Source organism: Entomohabitans teleogrylli (assembly GCF_001484765.1).
Lineage (GTDB): Bacteria > Pseudomonadota > Gammaproteobacteria > Enterobacterales > Enterobacteriaceae > Entomohabitans > Entomohabitans teleogrylli.
On record NZ_KQ947377.1, the window covers coordinates 100,003 to 125,957 of the forward strand.

Consider the following 25,955-nt stretch of genomic DNA (forward strand, 5'->3'; position numbering starts at 1 on the left):
GGGGAGTTCCTACTTTTCACTATCAACCAGACCGCGCACAAACGCGCGCTGCATCACTAACACAATCACGACCGGCGGGATCAGGGTCAGCAGCATCGCCGCCATCACCTGGTTCCACTGGGTAGAGCCTTCACCGCTGGCGATCATGCCTTTAATCCCGGCGACGGCGGTGCCCAGAGAAGCATCGGTAATGATCAGCAGCGGCCACAGGTACTGGTTCCAGCCGTAAATAAAGGTGATGACAAACAGCGCCGCCAGATTGGTTTTTGACAGCGGCAACACGATGTCGCGGAAAAAGCGCATCGGAGAAGCGCCGTCGATCCGCGCCGCCTCCATCAGTTCATCCGGCAGCGTCATAAAGAACTGGCGGAACAAAAAGGTGGCGGTAGCGGAAGCCATCAGCGGTAACGTCAGCCCGGCGTAGCTGTTGAGCAGCTTCAGGCTGGCGATCACCTCGACCGTCGGGAAAATACGCACCTCCACCGGCAACATCAGGGTGATAAAAATCATCCAGAAAAACAGATTACGCAGCGGAAAGCGGAACCAGACAATGGCAAACGCCGACAGCATTGAAACGGCTATCTTGCCCACGGTAATCCCCAGCGCCATTACCAGACTGTTGAGCAACATCAGCCAGAACGGCGCGCCATTCACCCCAACGCCGTTTACCCAGATATTTTTCAGGTTCTCCCACAAATGGCCGCCGGGAATCAGCGTCATGGGGGTGGAGAATACCGCCCGGTTGTCGAGGGTCGCCGCCACAAAGGCGACGTACAGCGGAAACAGAATCACGGCGATACCGAGAATCAGCATGGTGTGGCTGAAAATAGTCAGCCCGCGACGGTGTTCAATCATTGGTAGCGCACCTTACTTTCCACATAGCGGAACTGAATCACCGTCAGCACGATCACCAGTGCCATCAGTACTACCGACTGAGCGGCAGAGGCCGATAAATCGAGCCCGGCGAAGCCTTCGCGGTAGATTTTGTAAATCAATGTGGTGGTCGCCTGTACCGGCCCGCCGGCGGTGGCGGCGTCGATCACCGGAAAGGTATCGAAAAAGGCGTACACCAGATTCACCACCAGCAGAAAGAAACTCACTGGCGCGATCAGCGGCAGCGACAGTTTAAAGAAGCGCCGCACCGGCCCGGCGCCGTCGATAGCGGCGGCCTCCACCAGCGAGCGGGGAATCGACTGTAGCGCGGCGAAAAAGAACAGGAAGTTGTAACTAATCTGCTTCCACACCGAAGCGAACACCACCAGGAACATCGCCTGACCGCTGTGCTGAGCGTGATTCCAGTCATAGCCGAACTGTTCAAGGAACCAGGTCATCAGCCCCCGGCCAGGGTTAAACAGGAAAATCCACAGTACCGCGGCCACCGCCGGCGCCACCGCATAGGGCAGCAGCATCAGGGTCTGATACAGCCGACTGCCGCGCACCACATAATCCACCAGCGCGGCGAAAAACAGCGACACCAGCAGACCGCTGATGGTTACCAGCGCGCTGAACTCCAGGGTGGTCCACAGCGCGTCCAGATAATAACTGTCGTGAAACAGGACCGTAAAATTATCCAGCCCGACAAACTGGCTGGAAAGGCCAAATGGATCGACGCTCTGCACCGAATACCACAGCGCTTCGCCGGCGGGCCAGATAAAAAAGATTAGGGTGATCGCCAGTTGCGGCGCCACCAGTAAATACGGTAACCAGCGGGAACGAAATACCGGACGAGAAGAAGCCATAACCACACTCAACGTAAAAAGCCCCGGCGCACAACGATGCGCACAGGGGCGGAGCAAACTTATTTCGTGGACTGTTCAAAGCGGCGCAGCAACTGATTACCCCGTTCAACGGCAGTATCCAGCGCCTGCTGCGGAGTCTTCTTACCGGTCCAGACCGATTCCAGCTCTTCATCAACAATAGTGCGAATCTGCGGCATATTGCCGAGGCGCAGCCCTTTGGTGAACGGCAGCGGCGGCTTGTTGAGCATCTGGCGCGTGGCGATATCCGCCCCCGGATTCTTGTCATAGAACCCCTGCTGGCGGGTCAGCTCGTAGGCGGCGGTGGTGATCGGCAGATAGCCGGTCTTCTGATGCCATTGCGCGGCATTTTCCGGCAGCGCCAGGAAGCGGAGGAACTCTGCGACGCCCTTATAGGTTTCCGGGTCCTTACCCTGCATCACCCACAGGCTGGCGCCGCCGATAATGGCGTTCTGCGGCGCGCCGGCAAGGTCGCCATCATAGGGCATCATTCCCACGCCGTAGTTGAATTTGGCGTAGTGGCGAATATCCGCCAGCGAACCGGAAGAGGCGGTGGTCATGGCGCAGTCACCGCTGTAGAACTTCTCGGTGGACTCGTCTTTGCGGCCAAAGTAGCTGAAGTCCCCTTTCTTATTCATCGCCTCCAGCAGCGCAATATGTTGTACCTGCTGCGGTTTGTTGAATTCCAGAACCGCATCGCTACCGTCAAAACCATTATTACGGCTGGCGAACGGCAGGCCGTTCCAGGCGCTGAAGTTTTCCAGTTGGATCCAGCCCTGCCAGCCGCTGGCATAGCCGCATTTCATCCCCGCCGCCTTCAGCTTCGCGCTGTACTCCGCCAGCTGTTGCCAGGTTTTCGGCGGCTGTTCAGGATCAAGACCCGCTTTCCTGAAAGCGTCTTTGTTGTAATAGAGTACCGGAGTGGAGCTGTTAAACGGCTGGGAGAGCAGATGGCCGCTTTTCGCGTCGGTGTAATAACCAGAAACCGTCGGTACAAACTGCGACTCATCAAACGCAATCCCGGCATCGCTGAACACTTCATAAACCGGTTTAATGGCTTTCGACGCCATCATGGTCGCCGTACCCACTTCATAAACCTGGAGGATCGCCGGCGCCGTACCGGTACGGAAGGCGGCAATGCCTGCCGCCAGGCTCTGTTCATAGTTGCCTTTGTAGACCGGCTCAATCTTGTAATCCGGATGGCTCTGATTAAAGCGCTGGGCCAGGGAATCCACCGTTTTTCCCAGTTCGCCCTCCATGGAGTGCCAGAAAGGAATGGCGGTCGCCGCCATCGCCGGGCCTGCCAGGGCCAGGCTGAGCGCCAGACCGACTGCTGTATGTCGTAACGATGTCATGGGTGTGTCTCTCTTGTCATATACCCGTCATTCTTCAGGCTGCCGGCCATGGGCGGCCCCGCGGGCGAATGCGCGATTCCACGCGTTTTTTGTTCGCGAGCTACCATGACATGCGCGAATGACAGAAAAATAACCGTTTAATGACGGCGGGATGACAGAGAGATGAAGGGGAAAAACCCACCGCCGGCAAGCTGGTAAACCGGCAGTGGGGTACTGCACAAGGTATCGTTCAGGCGCTGAGCCGGGGGTCCGGTGACCCTGCTGTTGCGTCTGAACGCAAACCACCATCAGGACATGATCAGACCGCCATCAACGTTAATCGTCTGCCCGGTAATATAGCGGGCGTCATCAGAAGCGAGGAACGCCACCAGCCCGGCCACATCCTCCGGTTGCCCGGCGCGTTTGAGCGGAATACCTTCCACCCATTCGGCCATCAGTTCGCCTTTAGCGTAACGTTTCTTATCGCTACTGAGGATCTCACCCCACACCCGGTCGTTATAGTCCCACATCTCACTTTCGATAATCCCGGGGCAGAAGGCATTCACCGTGATATTCCACGGCGCCAGTTCGTGCGCCAGGCTCTGGGTGATACCAATGACGCCCATCTTGCTGGCGGCGTAGTGTGGCGTGTAAATAAAGCCCTGGCGCCCCTGGCCGGAGGAGGTATTGATCAAACAGCCGCCATTTTGTTTGACCATATATTTCGCTGCCTCGCGACAGCACAGCCAGACCCCGGTGGTATTCACCGCCAGCACTTTTTCAAAATCGCTCTTCGGCATATGGTCAAAGTAATCAATGGTGATTACCCCGGCATTCTGAATCGACACGTCGATATGCCCGAAGCGCGCCGCGGCCTGCTGGTACAATCCCTGCACCTGCGCTTCATCGGTCACATCCACCTGGAGCGCGAGGATCTCCACCCCATAGCGATTCTGTAAGTCCTTCGCCGTCGTAAATACCCGATCGGCATTGGAGACCATCACCAGACTGGCGCCATCGCGGGCAAAACGCTCAGCAATACCCGCGCCGATGCCGCGGCAGGCTCCGGTAATGACAACCGTTTTTCCTTTAAAATCTCGCTGCATTTGTCTTCTCCTTACAGTGCCGGAGGCTGCTCCGGCAGGAACATAAATACGTTATATTTAGCGGCCCGACCACAGCGTACGCTGCACCGCATCGCGCCAGCCCTGCCAGTACGTCTGACAGCGCTGATGGCGCGCATCATCCGGTTGCCAGATATCGTGGGATGGCAGCAGGGAGGCCAGTTGGTCATCGCTAAGGCAGTTAAGGGCGCGGCGCGCTAGCAGCCCGGCGCCAAGGGCCGACAGCTCCGCGGTGGAGCTGCGCGCCACCGGACAGCCGAGCAGATCGGCCTGAAACTGCATCAGCCAGGCGTTGCGGGTTGGGCCGCCGTCCACCATCAGGGTTTCCAGATGGAAATCCGGGTGCTGCTTCATCGCCTCAATCACATCGGCAATCTGGTAGGCGATCGCCTCCAGTGCGGCGCGCACCAGATGCGCCTGTTCGCTGCCGCGGCTCAGGCCGCAGATCACCCCGCGGGCGTGGTCGTCCCACCACGGCGCGCCGGTGCCGGTCAGGGCGGGAACAAAATAGACGCCCTCTGTCGATTCGATGCTGGCCGGCAGTTCCTGCAGCAGAGTCGCCAGCGGACCTTCCGCCAGCCCCGACATACCGGTGGCGCGCAGCATCCACGCCACACCGTCGCCGGTATGCGGGATATTGCCCTCAAGACCGTAAACCGCCCGCTCGCCGTTGTGCCACGCCACGGTAGTGGCCAGTTGGGTGATACGGGTATCCGGTACCGGCAGCGGCGCCATCACCGACGAACCGGTGCCATAAGTCGCTTTCACGCCACCCGGACGCCCCAGCCCATGGCCGTACAGCGCGGCGTGGGAATCCCCGACCATCGCCAGAATCGGGATCCCGTCGTCAATGCCTTCCACGCCGCAGGTATCGCCAAAGTGACCGGATGAGGGACAAATCTCCGGCAGCGCGGCGCGCGGGATACCGAACAGCGCCAGCATCTGCGCATCCCAGTCCTGCTCGCGCAGGTTTAACAGCTGGGTGCGGGCGGCGTTGGACAGATCGCAGCGGAACTGTTTTCCGCCGCTCAGATGCCACAGAAGCCAGGCGTCGATAGTACCGAGGCAGATCTCCCCTTGACTGGCGCGCTGATGGCCGTCCAGGGTGTTATCGAGCAGCCAGCGCATTTTCGATCCGGAGAACAACGGTGCTACCGGTAGCCCGGTCACAGAACGAATCAACGTCTCCTGACGGTCGCGACGCAGTTGATCGCAAAACGGCCCGGAGCGTGAACATTGCCAGGTCAGGGCCGGAGAAACCGGCAGGCCGGTCTCCCGCGACCAGCCGATGGCGGTTTCGCGCTGGTTGCTGATAGCCAGCGCCGCGACCCGCCCGGCGCCCACCCGGGCGATGACTTCACGAATCACCGCAAACGAACCGCTGAGCAGCGCCTCGCCGTCCTGTTCCACCCAGCCAGGCTGCGGCGTCGCCAGCCCCAGCGGACGGGAGGCCTTCGCCACCACCTCCCCCGCGGCATTGATAGCCACCGCTTTGACGTTACTGGTGCCCTCATCCAGGGCGATAATAATGTCCTTATCCATGGCTAACCTCCGTTGCCGACGCTACTGCCTGCTTTTTTTCATGGCGGCGCATCAGAATGACCTTGTTCTGCAGCCGCTGCTGGAACTGGTCGATAACCACCGCGGTGACGATAACCAACCCCTTGATCACCATCTGCCAGAAGTCGCTCACTCCCATCATCACCATGCCGTCGGCGAGGAAAACAATCACGAATGCCCCGATGATCGAGCCGGACACCCGGCCACGGCCGCCAGCCAGCGCTGTACCGCCGAGCACCGTGGCGCCAATAGCGTCCATCTCAAACATGTTGCCGGTCATCGGGTGCGCCGTCTGCAGTTGCGAGGCGATCACCAGGCCAACCAGCGCGGCGCACAGCCCGGAAAAGGCATAGACAAAGATTTTCACATTGACGATCGGCACGCCCGCCAGCCGGGCTGCCGATTCATTGCCGCCGATGGCGTAGATATAGCGGCCAAGGGGAGTTTTCAGCGTCAGGTATAGCCCGAGCAGCAGAAAAGCCAGCATCAGCCAGATCGGAATGTAAATCCCCAGCAGAGTGCCGGAACCGAGGGCGGCAAACCCGGTGTTGCCCAGCGCGTCCATGCCGTTGAGGTTGGCGTAAGTACTGCCGTCATTGAATAACAGCGCCGCGCCTCTGGCGACATACATCATGCCGAGGGTACAGATAAACGGCGCCACGCCGAGGCGGGTAATCACCGCGCCATTCACAAACCCGACGACGATGCCGAAAATGGCGACGCAGAGGATGACTTCCGGCACGTTGAGGAACAGAACACTGCCGCCCCACAGCGGAATACCGTTGGTGAGCAGCGCCCCGGCCACCATGCCGCAAATCCCGGCGACGGCCCCCACCGACAGATCGATGCCGCCGGTGAGGATCACCAGCGTCATGCCAATGGCCAGCAGACCGGTAATCGCCACATGCTGGGTCATGATCAGCAGATTAGACGGCGTTAAAAAGTTCGGCACCATCACGCTGAAAAAGCCGATCACGATCAGCAGGGCGATAAAGGTTCGGGCCTTCAGCAGGTACATATAGAGCATATATTTCTGGTTCATGGTGAGCTCCAGCCTGTTAATCTTGAGGGGTTGAGGCAATGATCAGTTTTTCCCGCGTCACCTCGCTGCGCGGCAGGTCGGCGGTGATCCGCCCGTCAGCCATCACCAGGATGCGATCGGCCAGCGCCATCACTTCATCCAGCTCGGACGAGGAAAACATTACCGCCAGCCCCTGATGCGCCATGCGGCCAATCAGGTGGTAGACATCGGTTTTCGCGCCGACATCGATACCGCGGGTCGGCTCATCAAGCAGCACGACCTCGGGCCGGGTCATCAGCGCTTTCCCGAGCACCACTTTTTGCTGATTCCCCCCGCTCAGGGAGGTCACCGGTAGCTCGGCGTCGCTGACTTTGATCGCCAGTTGCTGCACCATCTCGCCGACGTTTTCGCGCTCTTTGCCGGGGTTCAGCCAACGCCAGGCGCGCCGGAAGCCGCGCAGGCTCAGATCCGACAGGGTCATATTGGATTTGATGGACATCATCTGTACCACCCCCTCCCCCTGACGATCTTCCGGTACCAGGGCGATCCCTTTCTTCAGACGCTGCTGAAAGCGCAACCGGTCCAGGCACTCGCCGTTGAGATGAATATTGCCCTGCTGACACGGCATCATGCCGATAAGCCCCTTAAACAGTTCGGTGCGCCCCGCCCCCAGCAGGCCATAAATGCCGATCACTTCGCCCTTGCGCAGGCGGAAACCAACATCATTGAGTTTGTGGCCGCCGCTCTGATGCAGCGCGGTCAGGCCTTTCACCTCCAGCACCGTTTCCCCCTGCGGAGCAGGCTGGTAGTCAAAATGCTTTTTCTTGTCGCCAACCATCTGCTCGATAATCCACGGGATGCTGGCATCGCGCACTTCACGTTCGCAGATAAAGCGACCGTCGCGGAAAATCGTGATGTGATCGCCTATCTCCATCAGCTCTTCCAGACGGTGGGAAATGTAGATAATGGTGACGCCGCGCCGCTTGAGCTGTTCAATAACTTTGAACAGCACTTTCACCTCGGACTGACTGAGGGCGGAGGTGGGTTCATCCATGATCAGCACCCGGGTGTCTTTCGACAACGCCCGGGCGATCTCCACCAGTTGCTGGTGGCCAATCCCCAGTTCCCCGAGCGGGGTGAGCGGATCCACATCCAGTTCCAGGCGCTCCAGCAACGACTTCGCCAGCGCATACTGATATTTCTCGTTGATACGCCCGCGCTGGAAAAATTCGTTGCCGATAAAGATGTTGTCCATCACATTCATATTCGGGAACAGGTTCAGTTCCTGAAAAATAATGCTGATCCCATGTTTTTCCGCCTGATGGGTGGAATGCAGCGTCACCACCTGATCTTCCAGCAGGATTTGCCCGGACGACGGCGTCTCCACCCCCGCCAGCATTTTCATCATGGTGGACTTGCCGGCGCCGTTTTCACCGATCAGGACGTTAACCTTATTGCGATATACCCGATAGTTAACGCTATCGAGGGCCGTTACGCCGGGGTAAATCCGCGACAGATCGCGGGTTTCAATGATCACGTCCGACGCCGCGGTATCGGGGGCCAGTGGATTCATCACTCCCCTCCCTGCGCGCGCGATGCCCGGGACGGCGTGATATCCGGCAGATGCTGGGGAATATCCCAACTGCTGAACACCCCTTCTATCTCAACCTGCTCGCCGACCTTTGGCTGGAAAGCCTGCATCATGGCCGACGCCTGGTCGTTAATCGAACGGCCAAAGTCACCGAACAGTACCTGATCGTTGAAATCCTGATAACTGGCGCCTTTATAACCGTCGCGCAGCGCGGTACCGCGGATCGTCGGCCCCAGTTGCACCACCACGGTCTCCCCGCTGGCGTCCCTGATGGTCATTTTGCCGCTGCGCGATTGAGTATCCACTTTTTCTACCTGGCCGCTGACCCGTACGGCAAAGACGCAGGGATTTTCAGCCTGTGAACGATAGCCCAACGCCTGGCAGGCGCTGTCGATATCCTGCTGGCCCTGCAGCGCTTTCAAAAGGTCGGCCACCGGCCGGGCTTGCGCAGTAACCTGCGGCACCAGCTTCTGCTGCCAGGTCTGTTCAATATTCGCCATTTTGGGATTCGGCGGATCGCGCAGATCCGCCAGTTCCTGCTGGGAGACGATACGACAGCCACCCAGCCCAAGAATGGCCAGCGCCAACCACACGTGTCTGGACATACTTTTCTCCTCTGCGCCCCCGCAGGGGCGCGACAGCTTATCCTCAGGATTTAATGTTGAAATCCAGTACCTTGTCTGCGTTTTCCGGTGTAATCAGAATGCCGCGGAACATGACGCGCTGTTTCGGCGGTTTTTCGCCTTTCTGGAGATAGTTGTCGAGGTCGGTCACCCCCTGGGCGGCGATAGCCTGGGCCTGTAGCATCACCGTCGCCTGCAGGGAACCGGATTTCACGGCGTCGCGCTCGTCGTTGCTGCCGTCAATGCCGACCACCACCACATCATTGCGGTTAGCGGCTTTCAGGGCGGCGATAGCGCCAAGCGCCACCGGACCGTTACCGCAGATCACCCCCTTCACATCAGGGTGCGCCTGCAGGATGCTGTCCATGATGCGCTTACCGTCGATCAGAGTGCCTTTGGCATCCTGCTTCGCCACGCTCACCATGTCCGGATATTGGTCGATGACCTGATGGAAGGATTTAGAGCGGGTAACACAGTTGTTATCCGCCAGGTTACAGGTCAGCTCGGCGTATTTACCTTTTTCAGCCATTTTTTCCACAAACACGTTGGCCACTTCGGAACCGGCCTGGAAGTTGTTGTGGGTGATCTGCACCAGCGCGACGTCATCCACCGGAATTTCGCGGTTGATCAGCACGACCGGAATCCCGGCGCTTTGCGCTTTTTTGATTGCCGCCACGCTGGCGGTGGAATCGGCGTTATCCAGTACGATGCCCTGTACTTTCTGGCCAATCGCCGCATCAATCAGCTCATTTTGTTTCTTCACATCCTCACCGTGGGAAAGCACCGTGGTCTTATAACCCAGCTCCTGCGCTTTCTGGCTGGCGCCTTTGGCTTCGGAAGCGTAATACGGGTTATCCAGTGAATTCACCATGATCATGATGGTGCCTTTTTCAGCCGCATGGGCCGCCAGGGAAAAGACACAGGCTGTAGCAAGGGTTAACAGCTTAAATTTCATAATGATGTTCTCTCTGTATAGTTATTGTCGGGGTACAGCGAAACAGCATAATTCTTTGTAATTTATGGTGTTATTACCAGATGGTGAACCCACCGTCGATCATCAGGTCGGCGCCGGTAATCATGTCGCTACCGTTGCTGGCAAAAAACAGCACCGCGGCGGCAATTTCGTCGGTATAGGCAAAGCGGCCCATCGGGATCAGCTTCTTCATCGCTTCTCCTTTCTCACCGCGCCAGGCTTTTTCGCCCATCGGCGTCAGCACCACGGTCGGAGACAGGGTGTTGACGTTAATGTTGTACGGGGCGAACTCTTTGGCCATCACTTTGGTCATGCCCAGCAGACCGGCTTTAGCGGAGGTGTAAGCCACATGGTTATCAATGGCGATGGAGGCGGCCTGGGAGGCAATATTAATGATTTTGCCGCCGCGCCCGCCTTTCACCATCAGGCGCGCCGCCGCCTGGGAGCACAGGAACGGCCCGGTCAGGTTCACGGCAATCTGCTTCTGCCATTCGGCGAATTCGGTTTCCAGCACCGGCTGCAGCATCACATAACCCGCACAGTTGATCAGGATGTCGAGCTGCCCGTAGTGAGAGGCCACCGTGGCAAAAGCCTGCTCCACGGACTGCGGTTCTGCCACATCGCACTCAACAAACAGCACCCGGGCCGGATCGAATTGTTCCGCTACCGTAGCGGCCTTTTCACGCTCAAAGGAGGGATACAGCAGCGCCAGACGCGCGCCTTTTTCCAGCAGCATCTCATTACTGGCCATCGCGATACCGCCCAACCCGCCGGTGACGACCGCTACTTTGTCGCTCAGATCGAGGCTGATATCGACGCCATAGCGTAAATTCACGTCATATTCATTACTCATTACACTCTTCTCCTGTTATGCAATGGTACGTAGCGCGAGTTGCTCAACGGTAAAACGTAACCCGGCCGCATCAATATTGAACTGGCGGCGCAGCGCGCTGCGGCTGCTACTGTGGGTAAATTCGTAGGGTGGAACGCCCAGCGCGGTGAACGTCTGGCGCAGGCGGTGCTGGTGCAACAATTCACCGATAATGCTGCCAAGGCCACCACTTAATACGTGTTCTTCCATGGTGATCACATGCTGGTGCGCACCGATAATCTTCAGCACCGCCTGTTCGTCCAGCGGCCACAGCGACGGCAGCGAAACAATGGTGATATCCGGCCTTTCCGCGGCCAGCGCCTCATGTGCCAGAGTGCCGAGACAGAACACCACTGTGTCATGCCCCTTCTGCAACACCGCCGGTTTCCCCGGCACAAACGTCCAGTCGTTGTTGTGCAATACCGGCACTTTGTCGCTGTCCATACGGATATACACCGGGCCCTGGTGCTCAATGGCGTAGCGGGTTACCTCACGGGCCTGCACCGCATCCGCCGGGGCGAAAATCTGCAGGTTGCCCATGGTGCGGGCGATGGCGATATCGTTCATACAGTGGTGAGTCGCCCCCAGCGGACCGTAGGCGAACCCGGCATTGAGACCGAGCATCTTCACATTGGTGTCGGTGTAGCAAATATCGTTTTTGACCTGTTCGTTAGAGCGGGCGAGCAGGAACGGCGCCGCGTTAGCGGTAAACACCGTACGGCCGCTGAGGGCCAGACCAGCAGCGACGCCAACCATATTTTGTTCGGCGATGCCGACGTTGATCACCCGCTCCGGGAACGCCTTCTCAAACGGCGCGATTTTCGATGTGGAAGTGGAGTCCGCCACCACCACGCTCAGGTCAGCTCCCGCCTGGCGGGCTTCCACCAGGGCGTTAATAACGGCGTCACGTAAATCTTGCATAATTACTCCTCCAGTTCCGCCAGGCCCTGAGCCAACTGTTCATCATCAGGAATGGCGTGGTGCCAGGCCGGTACATTGGCCATAAACGAAATACCGTGTCCTTTTTCGGTATTGGCCAGAATCACGCGCGGCTTGCCAACTGACGGGGCGTTAACGGCATCAGCGATAGAAAGCGGGTCGTGACCGTCACACTCCAGCACCTCAAAGCCGAACGCGCACCATTTATCGCCCAGCGGCTCCAGCGGCATGATCTCTTCCGTTTTACCGGCCAGTTGCAGACGGTTTCGATCGACAATCGCCACCAGGTTATCCAGCTGGAATTTGCTGGCGGACATTGCCGCTTCCCAGTTGGACCCTTCCGCCAGCTCGCCATCGCCCAGCAGAACAAATGCCCGGCGGTGGCCGAGCCCGGCCAGTTTGTTGCCCAGCGCCAGCCCGACGCCGATTGACAGACCGTGCCCAAGGCCGCCGGAGTTGATCTCCACCAGCTCCGGCAGTTTCTGGCGAATCGGGTGACCGGCCAGCAGGGTGTCGTCGCCCATATATTGATCGAGGATTTGCGGATCGATAATCCCCATCGCCGCGGCGCTGCAATACAGTCCGCCGGCGCCGTGGCCTTTAGAGAGAATGAAACGGTCCCGATCCGGGCGCGCGGCGCGGCGATCCATGACCGCCATGAAAAGCGTACAGATAATGTCGATCTCCGAGAGATCGGCCCCGGTGTGGCCTTTACCTGCCCGATGATTCATCTGCAGCACATAGCGCCGGGCCTGTCGCGCTGTCTGTTTGATTGCCTGTACGTCCACCCTTACCTCCCGATCGCAGTGATAAAACGTCTCGATCATTTTCAATTGATTTTCGATCGAAAACATACACCAACTATTTAAACCATTTTGCGGTCGCGATCAAATAAAAAACAAAAATGATCGTTCAGGGCGGCTGGCAATGATTTTGTTCGGGCCGGCAGGAAAAGCGCTATGAAAAACCACGGGCATTTGCACAACAAACGCGATGATTTTCGCAGTGATACGCTCGCATTCCCCGCTTCCCGGGGGTAAACTGCATACCATTAGCGGCGCATTACCAGACGCGGCAACCACGCTCAAGAGGAGTGTTTCGATTGAAAAGCAAAAGTGAGCAGCTCGCGGATATGCAGCAACGCAGAGAAAAAATTCTGGAGATGATCCGTGAAGACGGCACCGTCACCGTGAAGATGCTTACCGAAACTTTTGGTCTGACCGAGGCGACGATCCGCACCGATCTGCGTGAGTTGCAAAAAGCTGGCTATGTCCAGCGCTACTATGGCGGCGCGACGCTGGTCACCGGGAAACAGAATACCGGCGCGCTGCTACTGGAACGCCAGGTCAATCTGGAGGAGAAAGAGGCGATAGGCCGCTTTGCCGCCCAGCAGATCGAAAACGGCGATGCGATTATTCTCGACTCCGGCACCACCACCACCGCCATTGTCGAGCATATGGCGCATATTCACCGGCTGTCGGTGATTACAACCGCGGTGAATATCGCCCTGAAGCTGGGAGGAGAGCCGGGAATCAACATTCTGCTGACCGGCGGAACCTTCAAATTTCCCACCCTGTCGATGTCCGGGGACAAAGCCGCTGGTTTCTTTGAAAATGTGCTGGCGGAAAAACTGTTCCTCGCCACCGCCGCTATCTCACCGAAAATGGGCCTCAGTTTCCCCAGTGAAACCGACATTAAAGTCAAAAGCGCCATGATCCGCTCGGCGAAAACCGTCTACGTGGTGGCGGACTCCAGCAAGATAGGCAAAGTATCGATGTTCGCGCTGCCCTGCGACTGGAGCAACATTCACTATCTGATCACCGATAAAGGCATTAGCCAGGAGTCTGTCGAAGCGTTTGAAGCGCTGGGCGTCACCGTCATGATAGCCTGACGCCAGGTCGCTCAGCGCGCCTGCTGCTCGCCATAGTCATAGATTTTCACTTTTTCACGCCGCTCGCGCTCGCGCTGGATATCTGACTTTTCGTCATCGCGCTGCGGGCAGCCGCTGTGGCTGGACACTTCACAGGGAAAATGGCGATCCCACTCCTGCGCTTGCGGCGCCTCTTCCTGCCAGATGGACGGATCGCGCGGATCAACGGTCTTCGACGCCAACGCGCCGGCGCTAAACAATAGCGCCAGCGCAACGCCTGCTATATGCCTCATTTTCTGCTCCTTCCCGGGAGAAATAGTTTCACGCAGAAAATATCATGTTCAGCCATACAAAAAAGGAGCCAATGGCTCCTTTGATATTGATGATCAACCTCATCTTATTACTGTACCTACAGATATCACCAGATAAAAACCAGTAAAATCAATATCCTGATTTTCGGCTGAAAACCACAAAGGTGGAAAAAACCACGCTTTTACTCCTTTATCCGATATTACCTGGGGTTACCCGCCAAGATAGGCGCTGCGCACCGCCTCGTTAGCCAGCAGCGCGTCACCGGTATCCTCCAGCACCACATGACCGTTTTCCAGCACGTAACCACGATCCGCCAGCTTCAGGGCCTGATTGGCATTCTGCTCAACGAGGAAAATTGTCATTCCCTCGCCGCGCAGTTGCTCGATGGTGTCGAAAATCTGCTGAATGATAATCGGCGCCAGCCCGAGGGAAGGCTCATCAAGCAACAACAGGCGCGGCTGGCTCATCAGCGCCCGGCCAATAGCCAGCATCTGCTGTTCGCCGCCAGACATAGTGCCGGCCCGCTGAACCCGGCGCTCAAGGAGGCGCGGAAACAGATCGTAAACCCGCTCAATACGCTGCTGAAACTGCTGACTGTCGGCAAAGAAACCGCCCATCGCCAGATTCTCTTCCACGGTCATACGTGAAAAGACCCGCCGCCCTTCCGGTACAATCGCCACCGCCTCACGCATGATGCGCGCGGTTTGCCAGTCGGTAATATCTTTACCGTCAAACACGATGCGCCCCTGAGTGGCGCGTGGATCGCCGCACAGGGTGCCCAACAGGGTGGTTTTCCCGGCGCCGTTGGCGCCGATCAGGGTGACGATTTCCCCCTGGCGAATATGCAAACTCACTTCGTGCAGCGCCTGAATCTTACCGTAGTGGGCGCTCACCCGGTCAAAAGACAACATTACATTTTCCATCTTATGCCTCGCCCAGGTATGCCCGAATCACGTCCGGATTATTGCGGATCTGCTCCGGGGTGCCGTTAGCCAGCGGCGTCCCCTGGTTCACCACATAAATCCGGTCGGAAATGCCCATCACCAGTTTCATATCGTGTTCAATCAGCAGGATAGTGGTGTTGTGCTCATTGCGCAGTTCGACGATCAGCTCGTCAAGCTCCCTGGTCTCTTTCGGGTTCAGCCCCGCGGCCGGTTCATCCAGCATCAGAATTTCCGGCTGGGTAACCATACAGCGGGCGATTTCCAGCCGCCGCTGGTCGCCATAGGCCAGGTTCCCGGCCTGGCGGTTAGCCAGCGCTAACAAACCGATCCTGTCCAGCCACTCCGCCGCCCGATCCAGCGCCTCATCCTGCGCCTTGCGGAACGCCGGGGTCTTCAGCAGCCCGGAAAAAACGCCGGTTTTCATGTGCTGGTGTTGCGCCACCAGCAGGTTTTCCACCACCGTCATCTCCCGGAACAGCCGCACATGCTGAAAGGTCCGCACCACGCCCATACGGGCGATTTCCTGGCCCGGCATCCCTTCGAGGTGCCGGTCGCGCAACAAAATCGTGCCGCCGGTTGGCTTATAAAAACCGGTCAGGCAGTTAAATACCGTGGTTTTTCCAGCGCCATTGGGGCCGATCAGCGAGACGATTTCCCGCGGATGCAGCTCCAGCGACACATTGTTTACCGCCAGCAGGCCGCCAAAGCGCATCATCAGACCGCTGACGGATAATAATGGCTGACTCATGCCTGCTCTCCTTCACTGCCGTTTTTCAGTTTCAGTTTCACGCGGGTCATCGGCAGTAGCCCTTGCGGACGCCAGATCATCATCAGCACCATCAGGCCGCCGAGCAGCAGCATGCTGTATTCGTTGAGGTCGCGCATCAACTCGCGGGAAACCACCAGCAGAATGGCGGCGAGAATAACCGCAAACTGTGAGCCCATCCCTCCCAGCACCACAATCGCCAGCACAAAAGCTGACTCGGCGAAGGTAAAGGATTCCGGGCTGACAAACCCCTGGCGAGCGGCGAACAGGGTACCGGCGAAACCGGCAAACGCCGCGCTGATGGTAAACGCCGTCAGCTTGATGCGTGTCGGGCTTAAGCCCAGTGAACGGCAGGCGATTTCATCTTCACGCAGCGCTTCCCACGCCCGGCCCAGCGGCATACGTAGCAGGCGGTTGATCACAAACAGAGTCAGGACTACCAGCAACAGCGCCACCAGGTAGAGGAAAATCACCCGGTCGCTGGGATCGTATTTCAGATTGAAGAAGTTGCTGAAGGTATCCCAGCCTCCCTCGCGCGGCGAGCGGCTGAACTCCAGGCCGAACAGGGTCGGCTTGGGAATCTGGCTGATGCCGTTCGGCCCGCCGGTCACTTCGGTATTATTGAGCAGCAAAATACGCACAATTTCGCCGAAACCGAGGGTAACAATCGCCAGATAGTCACCGCGCAGGCGCAGTACCGGGAAGCCCAGCAGGAAGCCTGCCGCCGCCGCGGTGATCCCCGCCAGCGGCAGACAGGTCCAGAAACCCAGACCGTAATAATGGTTCAGCAGCGCAAAGGTATAAGCGCCGATCGCATAAAAGCCGCCGTAGCCCAGCACCAGCAGCCCTGACAGCCCTACCACCACATTCAGCCCGAGACCGAGAATGATATAAATCATCGTCAGGGTGGCGATATCCACCGTGCCGCGCGACACCATAAACGGCCAGGCCACCGCGACCAGCAGCAGCGCCACGAGGAACAGCTTTTGCTTCACTGTCGAGCCATCGATAGCCGGCATCACCAGTTTCGGCGTCGCGACCTTCTTCATCCCCTGCTGGAACAGCGGGCGCAACACCTGGAACAGGAACACCACCGCAGTGCCGATAATAATCCACTGCCAGCGGATATCCGCCGCGCCGCCCACCACCAGTCGGGTACCTTCAAGACTCAGTTGTACGCCCATGAAAACCGACGCCAGCACAAAGAACATCGCCGCGGAGAACAGGGCAAACATAATCTGCATCGGTTTCATACTTTTTCTACCTCCGGACGGCCAAGAATACCGGTAGGCATCACCAGCAGAACAACAATCAGCAGCGCGAAAGAGACCACATCTTTATATTCAGTGCCGATATAGGCGGAGGTCAGGGCTTCGGCAACCCCTAAAATCAGGCCGCCCAGCATCGCGCCGGGGATACTGCCAATCCCGCCCAGTACCGCGGCGGTAAAGGCTTTCATCCCGGCCATAAAGCCGATATAGGGGTTAATTACGCCGTAGAACTGGCCGAGCAATACCCCGGCTACCGCCGCCATAGCGGCGCCGATAACAAAGGTCAGGGCAATGACGCGATCGGTATTAATCCCCAACAGGCTGGCCATTTTCAGGTCTTCGGCGCAGGCCCGACAGGCCCGGCCCATCCGCGAGTAACGGATAAACATGGTCAGTGCCAGCATGGCGAGCACCGTCACCACCCAGATAACCAGTTGCATGGTGGTCAGGGTGGCGGAAAAGTTTTCACTGTGCCCGACTACCCACTGGCCGTTGAACAGGCTGGGCAGTGCGATATCCCGGGACCCCTCCGTCAGACTGACGTAGTTTTGCAGGAAAATCGACATCCCGATGGCAGAAATCAGGGCGATCAGACGCTTAGAGTTACGCACCGGCCGGTAAGCCACCCGTTCAATACTCCAGCCGTAGGCGCTGGCGATGATCACCGCGCCGATAAAGGCTGCGCTGATTAGCAGCCAGCCAGCGTCGATCCCCATCATCAACAGCGCGGCGATGATCATGAAGGAAACATAGCTACCGATCATGTACACCTCGCCGTGGGCGAAGTTAATCATGCCGATAATGCCGTAAACCATGGTGTAGCCAATGGCGATCAGCGCATAAGTACTGCCCAGCGTGACGCCGTTAAACATCTGCTGCAGGAAATAGAGAAACTGCTCGGACATAACATAACCTTTTTCAGACCCGCCGGAGCACGCCCGGCGGGAGGGATAACAGCGTCAGTTACTGCGCGGCGGTGGAAGAGCCGTCGGCATGCCACTGGAAAACACCGAATTCAAATCCCTTTAAATCACCTTTTTCATCCCAGCTCAGCGGACCGATAACCGTATCAGCGCCATGGGCTTTCAGATCCTTCGCCAGTTCCAGCGGATCATCGCTGCCGCTGCGCTCCAGCGCGGTCGCCAGAGACTGTACCGCCGCATAGGTAATCCAGACATACGGACCGCTGGGATCTTTTTTCTCTGCTTTCAGGGCATCGACAATCGGCTGGTTGACCGCTTCCTGGTCATAGCGTTTCGGCATGGTCACCAGCATACCTTCCGCCGCCGCGCCGGCGATATTCGACAGCGAAGCGTTACCGACCCCTTCCGGCCCCATAAAGCGGGTTTTCAGCCCCATTGACCGCGCCTGGCGCAGGATCTGGCCCATTTCCGGGTAGTAACCGCCGTAATAGACGAAATCGATGTTCTCTTTCTGCAGACGCGCCACCAGAGTGGAGAAGTCTTTGTCGCCGGCGGTAATGCCGTCAAAGAAGACGATATTGGCTCCCGCCTGTTTCAGCCCATCCCGCACCGAGCGGGCCAGTCCTTCGCCGTACTGCTGTTTATCGTGAATGATGGCGATACGCTGCGGTTTGACGTGCTCGAGGATATATTTTGCCGCCGTCGGCCCCTGCGCCGAATCCAGACCGGCGGTGCGCATGATGTACTGATAGCCGCGCTGAGTCAGCTCCGGGTTCGTCGCCCCGGGGCTGATCATCAGAATGCCTTCTTCTTCATAAATATCGGACGCCGGCTGGGTGGAGGAAGAGCACAGATGGCCTATCACATACCTGATGCCATCGTTAACCACTTTGTTAGCTACCGCGACGGCCTGTTTCGGATCGCAGGCGTCGTCATATTCAACGGCAACCAGTTTGTCGCCCTTAATGCCCCCTTTGGCATTGATGTCTTTAATCGCCTGGCGCGCGCCATTGAACTCCATGTCGCCCCACTGGGCTACCGGCCCGGACATCGCGCCGACCACGGCAATTTTAATATCCGCGGCGCTGGCGGCCTGCGACATAACCAGCGCCACCGCACCGGCGATCAGCGTCCGTTTAGTTACTTTCATCCTGATACTTCCTCATTCGTGATGTGATTGCTGTGGCTTTATTATGGTCAGAAACCTGCTGTTTCTTTTTTAACCGACAGCGTTTTTTTTCATTGCCAGGAAGGAGTTACGCGTGAAATTCACTATTCCGTAGCGTAAAACCTCTATTTTTCAGGCTATTAACCTGAGATATTATTCTTACTTTGGCCAGAGATAAACAAAAAAAAGCGCTATTGCCAGCATAAAATGTCGAGACATTACGCGGAACAAAACGCTGGTTATTAGAATATTATTCTGACTATTTTTCATGCCACCAGGTTTCAGACCAGGATATCGTTACAATAAAAACGAATCCGCTGGTGAATGTCTGGCAAAAGAGCGACGCTGGCGCCCTGCAATCAGGTACACTCTGTGCTCTTGCTGCTTTTGGTTAATCGCAATTATGAAACTGACAATTCTTCGCCTGACGGCGCTGAGCGCGCAGGACAGGCTCGATCTGGCGAAAATATGGCCGGAATATCGCCCGGAAATCCTTACCCCCGATGAAACCCATCAGCTTTATGCCGCCCGGTTCAACGATCGACTGCTGGGCGCGGTACGCGTCACGGTGGAAGGGGTACAGGGCACGCTTGATTCACTGCGGGTGCGCGAAATCACGCGCCGCCGTGGCGTAGGGCAATATCTGGTGGAAGAGATACTGCGCATGAATCCGCATGTCAGCCAGTGGTGGATGGCGGATAGCCATGTGGAAGACCGGGCGATAATGAGCGCCTTTATGCAGGCGCTGGGGTTCAGAGCGCAGACTGGCGGCTGGGAAAAAACCGCGCCGTAGTTATTGGGGGGCCAAAGCCCCCGCTATGGATTATTTGGCGTCAGAAGATGTGCCGTCGGCGTGCCAGGTAAACACACCGAATTCAAAACCTTTAAGATCGCCTTTCTCATCCCAGGAGAGCGGCCCCATCACAGTTTCCACGGTATTGGCTTTCAGGTACTTCGCCAGTTCCGCCGGATCGTCACTGCCGGATTTCTCCAGCGCCGCCGTCAGGGATTGCAGCGCCGCATAGGTTGTCCAGACAAACGCGCCGCTCGGATCCTGTTTCTTCGCCTTGATAGCATCAACGATCGGTTTGTTCGCCGGCACCTGGTCGTAGTTCTTCGGCTTGGTGACTAACATGCCTTCAGCCGCCGCGCCGGCGATATTGGACAGCGACACATTCGCCACCCCTTCCGGACCCATAAACTGGGTTTTCAGGCCGGCAGCGCGCGCCTGGCGCAGAATCTGTCCCATCTCCGGGTGATAACCGCCAAAGTAGACAAAATCGATATTCTCTTTCTTCAGACGCGCCACCAGGGTAGAGAAGTCTTTTTCGCCAGCGGTTACGCCATCAAAAAACACGACATTGGCGCCGCCCTTCTTCAGACCATCCTGAACCGAGCGGGCCAGCCCTTCGCCGTACTGCTGCTTATCATGAATCACCGCCACGCGCTGCGGCTTTACGTGATCGAGAATGTATTTAACCGCCGTCGGCCCCTGGTCTGAGTCCAGACCGGTGGTGCGCAGAACCAGATCGTAACCGCGCTGGGTCAGTTCCGGCGCCGTCGCCGCCGGCGTAATCATCAGAATACCTTCGTCCTCATAGATATCGGACGCCGGCTGGGTGGAGGAGGAGCACAGATGACCAATCACATACTTGATGCCATCGTTGACCACTTTGTTGGCTACCGCGACGGCCTGTTTCGGATCGCAGGCGTCGTCATATTCAACAGCAACCAGCTTGTCGCCGTTAATACCGCCTTTGGCGTTAATATCCGCGATAGCCTGCTTTGCGCCAGTAAATTCCTGATCGCCATACTGCGCCACCGGCCCGGACATCGCGCCGACAACGGCAACTTTGATGTCTTTTGCAACAGCCGCGTGGCTCATGGCTAATGCGATGCATCCTGCCAGTAACGCTTTGCCCTTCATTTTCATCCTGAGTTTCCCCATTTTTGTTGTGATTTGCAGTGGTTGTGTGGTTTGTTTTTGACACTTTATTCTGCCAGCCGCAAAGGACATAGCATTTGGTTATAGTAAAGGAGGGTACAACCGCTATCCTGGTAGCACACTCTGCTAAAAACATACCTTATTTTCAGGAATATGGAATAACATTTTGATCACATTACCGCGTTTGCGCGCCAAAAGATGGCGCCGCGGCGCTGTCCTGCGATGTCACCTCGCAGGACAGCGACAAATATCCCAATCGACAGACACAAAAAAACCACCCGCAGGTGGTTTTTTATCTGGTTACGCCAGGGCTATCAGGCTTCGATTGCCGCCCGAAGTTTCTTCATGGCGTTCTTTTCAAGCTGGCGCACACGTTCGGCGGAGACGCCATAGCGATCGGCCAGTTCCTGCAGAGTACTCTTGTTGTCTTCATCCAGCCAGCGGGCGCGGATGATCTGCTGACTACGTTCGTCCAGCCCCTGCATTGCGTCAGACAGCTTATCCGCCGCGTGTTCTTCCCAGTTGTCGTCTTCAATGCCATCGGCAAAGTTGGACGATTTATCCTGCAGATAGAGCACCGGCGCCATCGGCTGACTGTCGCTGGCGTCGTCGTCATTCGACATATCAAACGTCATGTCCTGGGCCGCCATACGCGACTCCATTTCACGCACGTCTTTACTGGACACGCCCAGCTCGCGGGCAACCATTTCCACTTCGTCCTGGTTGAACCAGCCCAGACGCTGTTTGGTTTTGCGCAGGTTAAAGAACAGCTTGCGCTGCGCTTTGGTGGTCGCCACTTTCACAATACGCCAGTTACGCAGTACGTATTCGTGAATTTCCGCTTTAATCCAGTGCACGGCGAACGATACCAGACGCACGCCGACTTCCGGGTTGAAACGGCGCACCGCTTTCATCAGGCCAATGTTGCCTTCCTGAATCAGATCAGCCTGCGGCAGGCCATAGCCCGAATAGTTACGGGCAATATGAACAACAAAGCGCAGGTGGGACAGGATCAGCTGTTTAGCTGCTTCCAGATCGCCCTGGTAATGCAGCCTTTCAGCCAGCGCCCTCTCTTCCTCAGCCGACAGCATCGGCCAGGCATTGGCGGCCCGGACATAGGATTCCAGGTTACCCACCGGGGCTAAAGCTAAATTTTGCATTTCTTTGGTCATTCAAACCCTCTCTAAGATGACTTTCCGGCGCCGCTTCCTGTTATAACGGATAAGCAACAACCGCGCCAGATTTTCTGAGCGACGAGACTATCATTCACCCCTATCTCAGACAGTGATGTTATCCACAAGTTCAATGTTTATCTGTGAATAAATTACACACAATTTGTGACATCAGGATGAATCAGGGGAGAAGCTACCGTGACAGAAAGCGGGACATTATCCCCTGCTGACGAGGTCCTCGTGAGCAAGGGATAATTATATCAAAAAAATTTTAGTCAGGGGTAAAGTGACGTAAATGTTGCACAGTGGCAAGCCAGGCTGCCACCCAGCCAATCATGGTGCACACCAGCAGTAACAACAGACACTCATCGAAAGATAACCCGCTGATATCAAAGGTCGTCCCGAATACCTGCGCCACATCCTTAACTGCGGAAGAGAGCCGCAGCACCAGGATTTCGGAAAGAATCAGTGACAAAAATGCCCCGCTGAACCCTAACAGCGCGCCGCCGTACAGGAATGGCCGCAGAATGAACCCGTCGGTGGCGCCGATCAGCTTCTGCACGTTAATCGTGTCGCGGCGCGCGAAAATACTCAGACGCACACTGTTGCCGATCACCAGAAACACCGCCGCCACCATCAGTACGCCAATCATCGCGGACACCCGCCCGACCAGCCCGGTCAGCGCCGACAGCCGGGCGAACCAGCTGTCATCCATACGCACTTCATCGATGCCGCGCACCTGGGCGATACGATCGCGCAGCGTGCGCAGCGACTCCGGGCTCTGGAAATCAATTTTTGGCACCACCACGGCCACGGCCGGCAGCGGATTTTCTTCCAGCATATCCAGCGCTCCGCCAAAGCCGGACCAGTTGCGGAATTCGCCCAGCGCATCGTCCCGGGACAGGTAGTTCACCTTATCCACGCCCTGTTCGGACTGTAGCTGGCCGACCACCTGTTGCGCCGCGCTGTCGTCCAGCGCCTTGTCAAAATAGACCGTAATTTGCGGCGACGGATAATAGCGGGATGACGCTTCACTGACGTTCTTGTAAACCATGTAGCAAACGCTGGGCAGCGTCAGCGAGATGGCTATCACCATCACCGTCAAAAAGGTGGCGAACGGTTTGCTGCGCAGATCCTGGACCGCGCCCTGCCAGGCATAGCGCAGTTGTTCATTCATCCCGCCTTTCAGGGCTTTACTCTTCGACTGCGGGGTTTTACCGCGGCGCGGCGCCGATGAACCACCGTCCCCGCCTCTCCCCGGTTTGCCGAGCCGGTTCAGTCTGTTGCTGAAGCGGCGGATATGATTCAGAGCTGTTTGTTTATTCAACGGTCCGGCCTCCATGCAAATGCCCTTCGCTGAGGGTCAGTACCGGATATGGTCGACTGGAAATCAGGCCAGTGTCGTGAGTCGCCATCAGAACGGTGACGCCTACGCGGTTAAACTCTTCAAACAGCCGCAGGATCCCTTCGGACAACGCATCATCAAGGTTACCCGTCGGTTCATCCGCTAACAGTACCGCGGGTTTATTCACCACCGCCCGGGCAATACCGACCCGCTGCTGCTCACCGCCGGAAAGCTGAATGGGAAGGCTTTTCGCTTTATCAAGCAGGCCTACTTTATCCAGCGCCGCCGAAACGCGACGTCGGATATCTTCACCGCTGGCCCCGGCGATAATCAGCGGAATCGCCACATTGTCATAGACGGTGCGATCCATCAGCAAATGGTGATCCTGAAAGATCATCCCAATCTGGCGGCGCAGAAACGGAATTTCACGGTTTTTCAGACGGCTGATTTCATGACCGCTGAACCAGATTTTCCCCGCGCTCGGGCGTTCAATACCGCAAATGAGCTTGAGCAGGGTACTTTTACCCGCACCGGAATGACCGGTCAGAAAGGCCATCTCGCCCGGCCGCAGGTGAAAAGACACCCCCTGCAGCGCTTGTCTCCCACCGAGATAGGCTTTGCTGACGTGTTCAAAGCGAATCATTGTTAATCCTCTCGGGCAAAAAGTGCCTCAATAAAATCGCCCGCATTAAACGGACGCAAGTCTTCAATACGTTCGCCGACGCCAATATAGCGAATCGGAATCGCAAACTGATCGGCAATCGAGAAGATAACCCCTCCTTTCGCCGTACCGTCCAGTTTAGTCAGCGTAATGCCGGTCAGGCCAACCGCTTCATGGAACAGTTTCGCCTGGCTGACGGCATTTTGCCCGGTGCTGGCGTCGAGCGTTAGCATCACTTCATGGGGCGCCTGTTCATCAAGCTTTTTCATCACCCGGACAATTTTCTTCAGCTCTTCCATCAGATGGGCTTTATTCTGCAGGCGCCCGGCGGTGTCGGCGATCAACACATCCACATGGCGCGCTTTGGCCGCCTGAATAGCGTCAAAGATGACTGACGCAGAGTCCGCGCCGGTATGCTGGGCCACCACCGGAATATTGTTGCGCTGGCCCCACACCTGTAGCTGTTCCACCGCCGCGGCGCGGAAAGTATCGCCCGCCGCCAGCATCACCGATTTCCCCTGCTGCTGGAACTGGCGCGCCATCTTGCCGATGGTGGTGGTTTTCCCGACCCCGTTGACCCCGACCATCAGGATCACGAACGGCATTTTGCCTTCGACGTTCAACGGTTCGTCCACTTTCGCCAGAATGCCGCTCATCTCTTCTTTAAGCAGCGTATACAGCGCCTCGGCGTCGCGCAGTTGTTTACGGCTGGCGCCTTCTGTCAGGTTGTTGATGATTTTCCGGGTGGTTTCCACCCCGACATCAGCAATCAACAGTTGCTCTTCCAGCTCGTCAAACAGATCGTCGTCGATTTTCTTACCACGGAACAGACTGATAAATCCGGAACCGAGGTTCTGGCGGGTTTTCACCAGGCTGCGCTTCAGACGCGTGAAGAAGCCTTCTTTGGTTGGCTTCTCCTGCTCCTGCGGCTCAAGGGTTTCAGGCTGCGCTTCGTGTTCCGCTTCAGGCTCGCCCAGCGCGGCTTCGCTGGCCAGTTCGGCCTCGGCGATGGCGACCTCTTCCTCAACAATCAGATCCTGCTGCTCCTGCCACTCGTCGCGCGGCGGCTCGACCGGTTCTGCTCCGGCCAGCGACGGCTCAGGCTGCGCGGCGGGCCGTTCCGGCGTATCAGCCGTCACCGGCTGATGAGGCGAATCGTCGACTACCGGCGCGTCAGCGCGGTTCACCCCCTGAAAGGCGGGCTGAACTTCAGCGTCCGGAAGCGTTGGCGTGGCGGGTTCAACGTCAGCGTGAGTGGCCAATTCAGATTCGGAGACATGCGCTATTTCAGGTTGCGCCACCGCTGCGGGTTCGCCCTGCGGCGATGGAACGGTGACATCGGGTCGTTCATCAGATTCGGCGGCGCGCGCCGGCTCAACCACAGGCTTCCCGCTTTCCGCCAGTTGTTCGTTAACCTGCACCACTTCCCGGGCGAAGACTTCAGCTTCAGCGCCGCTATGGGTTTCAACGGGCTCAGCAGGCGCCTGCCCGGCGGAGTGTCCCTGTTCGGGCGCGTCGACGGCCGGTTGTTGTTCCGCTATTGGCTGCTCTTTTTCGGCTTCCGGCGTCTGCTCTTTCTGGCCAAATCCCAGCCAGGAAAAAAAGCCCTTTTTCTTCTCTTTTGCCATTGGCGAATGCGCTCCCCGCTGTTAATTCTCGGCACAGTCCCGAATGTTTATCGTTCCGGGCTGAAAAAATTGCAATTACGTGAGTTTAACACTTTCCCGCCGCGGCATCACGCCGACGGAATAAGGTTCCCCCTGCGATTTCTGGCGGCTAGAATAG

Annotated in this window: 25 protein-coding genes; 2 read left to right on the forward strand and 23 right to left on the reverse strand. The window is 57.4% G+C overall.

Annotation, left to right across the window (positions count from 1 at the left end; genetic code table 11):
* Positions 1-9 precede the first annotated feature (9 nt).
* The 12 genes from ugpE to AQ981_RS03740 all read right to left on the reverse strand — a co-directional run bounded on the left by ugpE (position 10) and on the right by AQ981_RS03740 (position 12,581).
* Positions 10-855 (reverse strand): sn-glycerol-3-phosphate ABC transporter permease UgpE, encoded by an 846-nt coding sequence (gene ugpE, locus AQ981_RS03685; RefSeq protein ID WP_058910417.1) that lies wholly within the window; start codon positions 853-855, stop codon positions 10-12.
* Positions 852-1,739, reverse strand: coding sequence for a sn-glycerol-3-phosphate ABC transporter permease UgpA (gene ugpA, locus AQ981_RS03690; protein WP_058910418.1), 888 nt, complete (start codon positions 1,737-1,739; stop codon positions 852-854). The genes ugpE and ugpA overlap by 4 nt, the downstream gene beginning before the upstream one ends.
* Positions 1,740-1,798: 59 nt before the next feature.
* Positions 1,799-3,112 carry a sn-glycerol-3-phosphate ABC transporter substrate-binding protein UgpB gene (gene ugpB, locus AQ981_RS03695; RefSeq protein WP_058910419.1) on the reverse strand — a complete coding sequence of 438 codons (1,314 nt, stop codon included), beginning with the start codon at positions 3,110-3,112 and terminating at the stop codon, positions 1,799-1,801.
* 287 nt (positions 3,113-3,399) lie between these two features.
* The gene (locus tag AQ981_RS03700; protein WP_058910420.1) at positions 3,400-4,197 is read right to left on the reverse strand and encodes an SDR family oxidoreductase; all 798 of its coding nucleotides are present in this window, start codon (positions 4,195-4,197) and stop codon (positions 3,400-3,402) included.
* A gap of 57 nt (positions 4,198-4,254) precedes the next feature.
* Positions 4,255-5,757, reverse strand: a complete 1,503-nt coding sequence (locus AQ981_RS03705) for an FGGY family carbohydrate kinase (protein ID WP_058910421.1) — start codon at positions 5,755-5,757, stop codon at positions 4,255-4,257.
* Entirely contained in the window at positions 5,750-6,817 is a 1,068-nt protein-coding gene (locus AQ981_RS03710; protein WP_058910422.1) for an ABC transporter permease, read from the reverse strand. The genes AQ981_RS03705 and AQ981_RS03710 overlap by 8 nt, the downstream gene beginning before the upstream one ends.
* A gap of 16 nt (positions 6,818-6,833) precedes the next feature.
* A complete protein-coding gene (locus tag AQ981_RS03715) occupies positions 6,834-8,369 on the reverse strand; it encodes a sugar ABC transporter ATP-binding protein (RefSeq protein WP_058910423.1) in 1,536 nt (511 codons plus the stop codon).
* Positions 8,369-8,992, reverse strand: coding sequence for a DUF2291 family protein (locus tag AQ981_RS03720; RefSeq protein ID WP_058910424.1), 624 nt, complete (start codon positions 8,990-8,992; stop codon positions 8,369-8,371). The genes AQ981_RS03715 and AQ981_RS03720 overlap by 1 nt, the downstream gene beginning before the upstream one ends.
* Before the next feature lie 43 nt (positions 8,993-9,035).
* On the reverse strand, positions 9,036-9,965 hold the full coding sequence (locus AQ981_RS03725; RefSeq protein ID WP_121500609.1) for a D-ribose ABC transporter substrate-binding protein: 930 nt from the start codon (positions 9,963-9,965) through the stop codon (positions 9,036-9,038).
* Between the two features lie 73 nt (positions 9,966-10,038).
* Positions 10,039-10,836, reverse strand: a complete 798-nt coding sequence (locus AQ981_RS03730; protein WP_058910426.1) for a GolD/DthD family dehydrogenase — start codon at positions 10,834-10,836, stop codon at positions 10,039-10,041.
* Between the two features lie 15 nt (positions 10,837-10,851).
* Complete coding sequence (locus AQ981_RS03735; protein WP_058910427.1) at positions 10,852-11,775, reverse strand: transketolase family protein; 924 nt, start codon at positions 11,773-11,775, stop codon at positions 10,852-10,854.
* Positions 11,776-11,777: 2 nt separating this feature from the next.
* A complete protein-coding gene (locus tag AQ981_RS03740) occupies positions 11,778-12,581 on the reverse strand; it encodes a transketolase (protein WP_058910752.1) in 804 nt (267 codons plus the stop codon).
* Between the two features lie 314 nt (positions 12,582-12,895).
* Between AQ981_RS03740 and AQ981_RS03745 the strand changes: the two genes are divergently transcribed.
* Complete coding sequence (locus AQ981_RS03745) at positions 12,896-13,684, forward strand: DeoR/GlpR family DNA-binding transcription regulator (protein WP_058910428.1); 789 nt, start codon at positions 12,896-12,898, stop codon at positions 13,682-13,684.
* Between the two features lie 11 nt (positions 13,685-13,695).
* On the opposite strand, the gene AQ981_RS03750 is transcribed toward AQ981_RS03745, so the two are convergent.
* The 6 genes from AQ981_RS03750 to livK form a co-directional block, all read right to left on the reverse strand.
* Positions 13,696-13,956 carry a hypothetical protein gene (locus AQ981_RS03750; RefSeq protein WP_058910429.1) on the reverse strand — a complete coding sequence of 87 codons (261 nt, stop codon included), beginning with the start codon at positions 13,954-13,956 and terminating at the stop codon, positions 13,696-13,698.
* Positions 13,957-14,184: 228 nt separating this feature from the next.
* The gene (livF, locus tag AQ981_RS03755) at positions 14,185-14,898 is read right to left on the reverse strand and encodes a high-affinity branched-chain amino acid ABC transporter ATP-binding protein LivF (protein ID WP_058910430.1); all 714 of its coding nucleotides are present in this window, start codon (positions 14,896-14,898) and stop codon (positions 14,185-14,187) included.
* A 1-nt stretch (position 14,899) separates the two neighbouring features.
* A complete protein-coding gene (gene livG, locus AQ981_RS03760; protein ID WP_058910431.1) occupies positions 14,900-15,667 on the reverse strand; it encodes a high-affinity branched-chain amino acid ABC transporter ATP-binding protein LivG in 768 nt (255 codons plus the stop codon).
* Positions 15,664-16,938, reverse strand: coding sequence for a high-affinity branched-chain amino acid ABC transporter permease LivM (locus AQ981_RS03765; RefSeq protein WP_058910432.1), 1,275 nt, complete (start codon positions 16,936-16,938; stop codon positions 15,664-15,666). Before AQ981_RS03765 ends, livG begins: the two co-directional genes overlap by 4 nt.
* Positions 16,935-17,861 carry a high-affinity branched-chain amino acid ABC transporter permease LivH gene (livH, locus tag AQ981_RS03770; RefSeq protein ID WP_058910433.1) on the reverse strand — a complete coding sequence of 309 codons (927 nt, stop codon included), beginning with the start codon at positions 17,859-17,861 and terminating at the stop codon, positions 16,935-16,937. The genes AQ981_RS03765 and livH overlap by 4 nt, the downstream gene beginning before the upstream one ends.
* Positions 17,862-17,919: 58 nt before the next feature.
* Positions 17,920-19,029 (reverse strand): high-affinity branched-chain amino acid ABC transporter substrate-binding protein LivK, encoded by a 1,110-nt coding sequence (gene livK, locus AQ981_RS03775; RefSeq protein ID WP_058910434.1) that lies wholly within the window; start codon positions 19,027-19,029, stop codon positions 17,920-17,922.
* Between the two features lie 421 nt (positions 19,030-19,450).
* On the opposite strand from livK, the gene panM reads away from it, so the two are divergent.
* Positions 19,451-19,840, forward strand: coding sequence for an aspartate 1-decarboxylase autocleavage activator PanM (gene panM / locus AQ981_RS03780; RefSeq protein WP_058910435.1), 390 nt, complete (start codon positions 19,451-19,453; stop codon positions 19,838-19,840).
* Positions 19,841-19,870: 30 nt separating this feature from the next.
* Here panM and AQ981_RS03785 read toward each other — a convergent pair whose 3' ends face one another.
* The 5 genes from AQ981_RS03785 to ftsY all read right to left on the reverse strand — a co-directional run bounded on the left by AQ981_RS03785 (position 19,871) and on the right by ftsY (position 25,798).
* The gene (locus tag AQ981_RS03785; protein WP_154675898.1) at positions 19,871-20,980 is read right to left on the reverse strand and encodes a branched-chain amino acid ABC transporter substrate-binding protein; all 1,110 of its coding nucleotides are present in this window, start codon (positions 20,978-20,980) and stop codon (positions 19,871-19,873) included.
* Between the two features lie 326 nt (positions 20,981-21,306).
* Entirely contained in the window at positions 21,307-22,164 is an 858-nt protein-coding gene (rpoH, locus tag AQ981_RS03790) for an RNA polymerase sigma factor RpoH (RefSeq protein ID WP_058910437.1), read from the reverse strand.
* Between the two features lie 271 nt (positions 22,165-22,435).
* Positions 22,436-23,491 (reverse strand): permease-like cell division protein FtsX, encoded by a 1,056-nt coding sequence (ftsX, locus tag AQ981_RS03795; protein ID WP_058910753.1) that lies wholly within the window; start codon positions 23,489-23,491, stop codon positions 22,436-22,438.
* Complete coding sequence (gene ftsE, locus AQ981_RS03800; protein WP_058910438.1) at positions 23,484-24,152, reverse strand: cell division ATP-binding protein FtsE; 669 nt, start codon at positions 24,150-24,152, stop codon at positions 23,484-23,486. Before ftsE ends, ftsX begins: the two co-directional genes overlap by 8 nt.
* A gap of 2 nt (positions 24,153-24,154) precedes the next feature.
* Entirely contained in the window at positions 24,155-25,798 is a 1,644-nt protein-coding gene (gene ftsY, locus AQ981_RS03805; RefSeq protein ID WP_058910439.1) for a signal recognition particle-docking protein FtsY, read from the reverse strand.
* Between the last annotated feature and the right edge of the window lie 157 nt (positions 25,799-25,955).

What these genes read in the sequence shown, in the direction of transcription:
- livG (WP_058910431.1), bottom strand. Translation starts at nt 15,667, where the DNA reads ATGAGTCAGCCATTATTATCCGTCAGCGGTCTGATGATGCGCTTTGGC.
- ftsE (WP_058910438.1), bottom strand. Translation starts at nt 24,152, where the DNA reads ATGATTCGCTTTGAACACGTCAGCAAAGCCTATCTCGGTGGGAGACAA.
- AQ981_RS03705 (WP_058910421.1), bottom strand. Translation starts at nt 5,757, where the DNA reads ATGGATAAGGACATTATTATCGCCCTGGATGAGGGCACCAGTAACGTC.
- ugpA (WP_058910418.1), bottom strand. Translation starts at nt 1,739, where the DNA reads ATGGCTTCTTCTCGTCCGGTATTTCGTTCCCGCTGGTTACCGTATTTA.
- livK (WP_058910434.1), bottom strand. Translation starts at nt 19,029, where the DNA reads ATGAAAGTAACTAAACGGACGCTGATCGCCGGTGCGGTGGCGCTGGTT.
- AQ981_RS03735 (WP_058910427.1), bottom strand. Translation starts at nt 11,775, where the DNA reads ATGCAAGATTTACGTGACGCCGTTATTAACGCCCTGGTGGAAGCCCGC.
- AQ981_RS03715 (WP_058910423.1), bottom strand. Translation starts at nt 8,369, where the DNA reads ATGAATCCACTGGCCCCCGATACCGCGGCGTCGGACGTGATCATTGAA.
- AQ981_RS03710 (WP_058910422.1), bottom strand. Translation starts at nt 6,817, where the DNA reads ATGAACCAGAAATATATGCTCTATATGTACCTGCTGAAGGCCCGAACC.
- panM (WP_058910435.1), top strand. Translation starts at nt 19,451, where the DNA reads ATGAAACTGACAATTCTTCGCCTGACGGCGCTGAGCGCGCAGGACAGG.
- livH (WP_058910433.1), bottom strand. Translation starts at nt 17,861, where the DNA reads ATGTCCGAGCAGTTTCTCTATTTCCTGCAGCAGATGTTTAACGGCGTC.
- ugpB (WP_058910419.1), bottom strand. Translation starts at nt 3,112, where the DNA reads ATGACATCGTTACGACATACAGCAGTCGGTCTGGCGCTCAGCCTGGCC.
- AQ981_RS03730 (WP_058910426.1), bottom strand. Translation starts at nt 10,836, where the DNA reads ATGAGTAATGAATATGACGTGAATTTACGCTATGGCGTCGATATCAGC.
- ftsY (WP_058910439.1), bottom strand. Translation starts at nt 25,798, where the DNA reads ATGGCAAAAGAGAAGAAAAAGGGCTTTTTTTCCTGGCTGGGATTTGGC.
- AQ981_RS03700 (WP_058910420.1), bottom strand. Translation starts at nt 4,197, where the DNA reads ATGCAGCGAGATTTTAAAGGAAAAACGGTTGTCATTACCGGAGCCTGC.
- ugpE (WP_058910417.1), bottom strand. Translation starts at nt 855, where the DNA reads ATGATTGAACACCGTCGCGGGCTGACTATTTTCAGCCACACCATGCTG.
- livF (WP_058910430.1), bottom strand. Translation starts at nt 14,898, where the DNA reads ATGGAAAATGTAATGTTGTCTTTTGACCGGGTGAGCGCCCACTACGGT.
- AQ981_RS03785 (WP_154675898.1), bottom strand. Translation starts at nt 20,980, where the DNA reads ATGAAAATGAAGGGCAAAGCGTTACTGGCAGGATGCATCGCATTAGCC.
- AQ981_RS03750 (WP_058910429.1), bottom strand. Translation starts at nt 13,956, where the DNA reads ATGAGGCATATAGCAGGCGTTGCGCTGGCGCTATTGTTTAGCGCCGGC.
- AQ981_RS03765 (WP_058910432.1), bottom strand. Translation starts at nt 16,938, where the DNA reads ATGAAACCGATGCAGATTATGTTTGCCCTGTTCTCCGCGGCGATGTTC.
- AQ981_RS03720 (WP_058910424.1), bottom strand. Translation starts at nt 8,992, where the DNA reads ATGTCCAGACACGTGTGGTTGGCGCTGGCCATTCTTGGGCTGGGTGGC.
- AQ981_RS03725 (WP_121500609.1), bottom strand. Translation starts at nt 9,965, where the DNA reads ATGAAATTTAAGCTGTTAACCCTTGCTACAGCCTGTGTCTTTTCCCTG.
- rpoH (WP_058910437.1), bottom strand. Translation starts at nt 22,164, where the DNA reads ATGACCAAAGAAATGCAAAATTTAGCTTTAGCCCCGGTGGGTAACCTG.